Below are 4,593 nucleotides of genomic sequence, written 5' to 3' on the forward strand. Positions count from 1 at the left end.
GACAGGGACTGGATGATCTTCAACTCGGCGGGAGAAATGCCCGCCTGCTGCGCCAGTTGCTCAGGCGACAGGGCGCAGGTGCCAGGCAACGCCGGCTTGCCTGCCACATTGGCCACCGAAGCCGCAGGCATGGAATCCTCGGCCCAGGCCTTGGCCCCTTGAAACAGCTCCGGCGCCGCGCCGACAGCGCGCACGGCCACCACCCCGCCGATGGCGACGGCGATCAGGGGCAGAAGGCGGGGAATGCGGGCCATTCAACAGGTTCCGGAAATCAGGCGGCGAACAGGTCGTCGTCGAGATTACGACGCGCGGCGTTGAGGCTTTGTTTTGCGGCTTGGTTAGCGGACTTGCCCGCCGACAGCGCCTGGACGATGGCGGCGACATTGTCGCGACCAGAGGGCGGCGTGGCGCGACGCGCGGCGGTCGGGGCTGCAATCCCTTGAATACGCTCAGCCAATGCCGCCATGCGACGGGCGCGAGCCTCGTCTTCGGTCGGCTCAGCAACCGGCGGGACGACCTGACGAAGGGTTAGCGGCTCGACGTGCTGGGGCGCTTCTTCACGTTTCGGCACGCCGACAGGGGCGCGGGCGATCAGGGATTCCAGTTGCGCCTTCACCTCGCGCGCCTTGATGATGCGGTCGTGCAGCAGGTCGGTTTCCTGCCCCGAGGCCCGCAGCGTGGCCAGCGCCGTCTCGGCCCGGCCTGCGGCGACGTTCAGTTCGCTGACCGCATGCGCGAAGGCCAACTGCCCCGCGCGCAACGCCGTCAACTTGCGCTCCAACCTGACGCCATAGCCGATCGCCGCGACCAGCGGCAGCATCAGAACCGCGTCCATGATCATGCCGGCCATCAGCGTGGTCCTTTCATGCGGGCGGCGATCTCAGGGTTCACCGGCGCCTCGATACGTATGGCGATATGCTGGCCCTTACGGCCCATGCGGCCGGTGGTCAGCGGGATGGAGCCCGCGCGAATCGAAACCTCCGAGTCAGGCGTGGCATTAAGCATCATGGTGTCGCCGACCTTCAGGTCCAACACTTTCGACAAAGGCAGCTGCTGTTCGTCCAGAACGGCCCTGACTTCGGTGTCGGTGGTCCAGATTTCGGTGGCCAGGTGGCCTTCCCAGATGTTGTCGCGTCCGAACTTCTCGCCCATGAACTGCTGCAGCAGCATCTTGCGGATCGGCTCCAGCGTCGCATAGGGCAGCAGCAGCTCGATGCGCCCGCCGCGATCCTCCATGTCGATCCGCAGCTTGATCAGGATGGCGGCGTTGGCTGTGCGCGCGATGGCGGCGAAACGCGGGTTCGTCTCCAACCGGTCCAGATTGAAGTGCACCGGCGTCAGCGGCTCGAACGCTTGACGCGCGTCGTTCAGCACCACCTCGACCATCCGCTGCACCAACGCCCGTTCGATGGTGGTGTAGGGCCGTCCCTCGATCCGCAGCGCCGCCGTGCCGCGACGACCGCCCAGCAGCACGTCCACGATCGAATAGATCAGGTTGGAATCAACCGTCAGCAGTCCGTAGTTGTCCAGTTCCTCGGCCCGAAACACGGCCAGAATCGCCGGCAGCGGGATCGAGTTCAGATAGTCGCCGAACCGGATCGACGAGATATTGTCCAACGACACTTCGACGTTGTCAGAGGTGAAGTTGCGCAGGGACGTCGTCATCAACCGCACCAGACGGTCGAACACGATCTCCAGCATCGGCAGCCGTTCATAGCTGACCAGCGCGGAGTTGATGATGGCGCGGATGCCCGAGCGTTCAGAGCCGTCGTCATCGCCCAGATCAAAGCCAAGCAGGCTGTCGATCTCATCCTGGTTCAGGACGCGTTCGGACAGGGGCTCTTCAAGCCCCCCGCTCAGGTCGCCGAAAGGATTGGCCGCCGCGGTCGGATCGGTCATGCCTACTGCACCAGCATTTCTTCGATCAGTACGGCGTCCACCTTGCCGGGCGCGGCGATCAGATTGACGCGGCGCAGGATTTCGGCGCGCAGTTGATAGGTGCCTGCCGACCCGCTCAGGTCCTCGGGACGCAGTTCGCGCATGAAGCTGGTGAACATATCCTGCAGGCGCGGCATTTCCGACTGCAGACGCGTCGCAACCCGCGCATCCTTCATCTCCAGCGTCAGCTTCAGCTTCAGGAAGGTCGGACGCCCATCCGCCGACTGAATATTCATCACCATGTCCGGCAGGGTGTAGAAGGTCACCCCGTCAGGCCCGGCCGCGACCTTGCCCAGCGCCGGATCAATCTCGCCGCCCTTCTTGTCGGACTTGCCGTGGCCGCCTTCAGCCGGCGCCGCTGGCGCTTCGCCATGCGCATCGGCAGGCTTGGGCTTCATCATGAAGAAGGCGGCGGCCCCGCCGCCGCCCAGCACCAGCAACGCCGCCGGAATGATGATCAGCAAAAGCGGCGGCTTCTTTTTCTTGGGCGCAGCGTCGCCCTCAACGCCCTCGCCTTCCGCGACCGCAGGCAGATTGGCGGCGTCCCCGGCGGCGTCGCTCTTCTTCTTGCCCAGCTTGAACATGCGGTTGATCGCCCCGACGAATATGGCGGTCAGGATCGGCCCGGTTTGGTTAACGTCGCGTTTACAATGGGCAGGTTTTGCCGGGCGCCGACGACCCCGACACCGCTCAAACCCCCATTCCACCTGGGTTAACCCTGTTGGCACGCCTGTTGCGAGGGTGAGAGCGAAGGAGCTCGCCTACCGTGGAAAACGCCGCCTATATCGGACTGTCCCGCCAGATGACGCTGCGCCGCGAGCTCGACCTCGTGGCCAACAACATCGCCAATGCGGACACCACCGGCTTCAAGGTCGAGCAACTGCTGGTCAGCGCCGAGATCGGCGAGCGCGCGCGCAACGACTCGATCCGCCCCAGCGCCAGCTTCGTGCTGGACAATGGCGTTGGCCGCGATTTCGGCCAGGGCTCGATCAAGACCACCGGCCGCACCCTGGACTTTGCGCTGGACGGCGAAGGCGCCTTCTTCGTGGTTCAGGACGCGAACGGTCAGGCCTACACACGCGACGGCGCCTTCACGATGGACCCTGAGGGCCGCCTGACCACCAAACAGGGCCTGCCGGTTCTGGGCGGCGGGGCGGAAATCGTCCTCGACCCGGACCTGGGCCCGCCCAGCATCGGCCACGACGGCAGCATCACCCAGAACGGACGGGTCACCGGCCAGATGTCCTCGGTCCGTTTCGACGCCCTGGGCGTGCTGGAGAAGGGCGGCGACGGCCTCTACCGCAACCGCTCCAACGTCCAGCCGACCGAAACCACGGACGTGCCGATCCTGCAGGGGATGCTGGAATCCTCCAACGTCAATCCTCTGGTCGAGATCACCAATCTGGTCGAGATCAGCCGCGCCTACGAAAGCGTCAGCCGCATGGTTGAAAACACCAATGACCTCAGCCGTCGCGCCGTCGAGCGCCTCGGCAAGGCCGCTTAAGGGAGCCCCGGAACATGCGCGCTCTTCGCACCGCAGCCTCGGGCATGGCCGCCCAACAGCTGAACGTGGAAGTCATTTCCAACAACATCGCCAACATGAACACGGTGGGCTTCAAGAAGCAACGCGCCGAGTTTCAGGACCTGCTCTACCACAACGTCGAACGCATGGGCGCGCAGTCGTCGGCCCAGGGCACCGTGGTTCCGACTGGCATCCAGATCGGCGCAGGCGTCAAGGCGGGCGCGGTCTATCGCATGACCGAACAGGGCACGCCCCAGGCCACCGGCAACCCGTATGACATGGCGATCGACGGCAAGGGCTATTTCCAGATCACCCTGCCTTCGGGCGAGATCGGCTATACCCGCGCGGGCAACCTGCAGGTCAGCCCGGAAGGCCAGATCGTCACCGACGACGGCTATCTGCTGGAGCCCGCCATCACTGTGCCTCAGGACACGCTGAAGGTTTCGATCTCCAAGAGCGGTCTGGTTCAGGTGACCCAGGACGGTCAACCGGCGCCGACCACCGTGGGTCAGATCGAACTGGCCAACTTCTTCAATGAGGCGGGTCTGGAAGCCATTGGCGACAACCTGCTGCTGGAGACCGCCGCGTCCGGCCCGCCTATCGTCGGCACGCCCGGCTCGGTCGGCTTCGGCCAGATCATGCAATATTATACTGAGGCCTCCAACGTCGACGCGGTGACCGAGATCAGCGCCCTGATCGTGGCCCAGCGCGCTTATGAGATGAACTCCAAGGTCATCAGCGCCGCCGACGAGATGCTGTCCGTCGCCGCCCAGGTGAAGAGCTAGGCCATGACCCTGATCCGCTCCTTCCTGATCGCCGCCGCCGTCAGCGCCCTGTCCGCAGGCGCCGCCCTGGCCGGTCCCGTCACCCTCAAGGCCAACCCCGTCAACGCCGATGGCCGCGTCACCCTGGGCGACATCTTCGACGGCGCAGGCACAGCCGCCAATGTCTTCGTGGCCCAGCGTTCCGGCCCGTCGATCATCATGGAGGCCAGCCAGCTCCAGGCCATCGCCGCCCGTTCCGGCCTGACCTGGGACAACCCGACCGGCCTGCGCCGGGTCGCCATCCGTCGCGCTGACGGCCCCGCCGCCCCTGCCCCCGTCATGGCCGCAGCCCCCGGCGCCCTGCCTGCC

At 65.5% G+C, this 4,593-nt stretch carries 5 protein-coding genes and 2 pseudogenes; 3 read left to right on the plus strand and 4 right to left on the minus strand.

Annotated elements, in window-relative coordinates:
* The 4 genes and pseudogenes from QZ281_RS13420 to QZ281_RS13435 form a co-directional block, all read right to left on the minus strand.
* A pseudogene (locus QZ281_RS13420) lies at positions 1 to 254 on the minus strand (hypothetical protein); the annotation flags it as partial.
* Positions 255 to 271: 17 nt separating this feature from the next.
* Positions 272 to 850, minus strand: coding sequence for a DUF6468 domain-containing protein (locus QZ281_RS13425; RefSeq protein WP_292229155.1), 579 nt, complete (start codon positions 848 to 850; stop codon positions 272 to 274).
* Positions 850 to 1,899 (minus strand): flagellar motor switch protein FliM, encoded by a 1,050-nt coding sequence (fliM, locus tag QZ281_RS13430; RefSeq protein ID WP_292229156.1) that lies wholly within the window; start codon positions 1,897 to 1,899, stop codon positions 850 to 852. The genes QZ281_RS13425 and fliM overlap by 1 nt, the downstream gene beginning before the upstream one ends.
* Positions 1,900 to 1,901: 2 nt before the next feature.
* Entirely contained in the window at positions 1,902 to 2,522 is a 621-nt protein-coding gene (locus tag QZ281_RS13435; protein WP_292229158.1) for a flagellar basal body-associated FliL family protein, read from the minus strand.
* A gap of 182 nt (positions 2,523 to 2,704) precedes the next feature.
* On the opposite strand from QZ281_RS13435, the gene flgF reads away from it, so the two are divergent.
* The 3 genes and pseudogenes from flgF to QZ281_RS13450 all read left to right on the plus strand — a co-directional run.
* Positions 2,705 to 3,442, plus strand: coding sequence for a flagellar basal-body rod protein FlgF (gene flgF, locus QZ281_RS13440; protein ID WP_292229160.1), 738 nt, complete (start codon positions 2,705 to 2,707; stop codon positions 3,440 to 3,442).
* Between the two features lie 14 nt (positions 3,443 to 3,456).
* The gene (gene flgG, locus QZ281_RS13445) at positions 3,457 to 4,245 is read left to right on the plus strand and encodes a flagellar basal-body rod protein FlgG (RefSeq protein WP_292229164.1); all 789 of its coding nucleotides are present in this window, start codon (positions 3,457 to 3,459) and stop codon (positions 4,243 to 4,245) included.
* A 3-nt stretch (positions 4,246 to 4,248) separates the two neighbouring features.
* Positions 4,249 to 4,593, plus strand: a pseudogene (locus tag QZ281_RS13450) (flagella basal body P-ring formation protein FlgA); the annotation flags it as partial.

The sequence above is a fragment of the Brevundimonas sp. genome, assembly GCF_018608325.1.
Lineage (GTDB): Bacteria > Pseudomonadota > Alphaproteobacteria > Caulobacterales > Caulobacteraceae > Brevundimonas.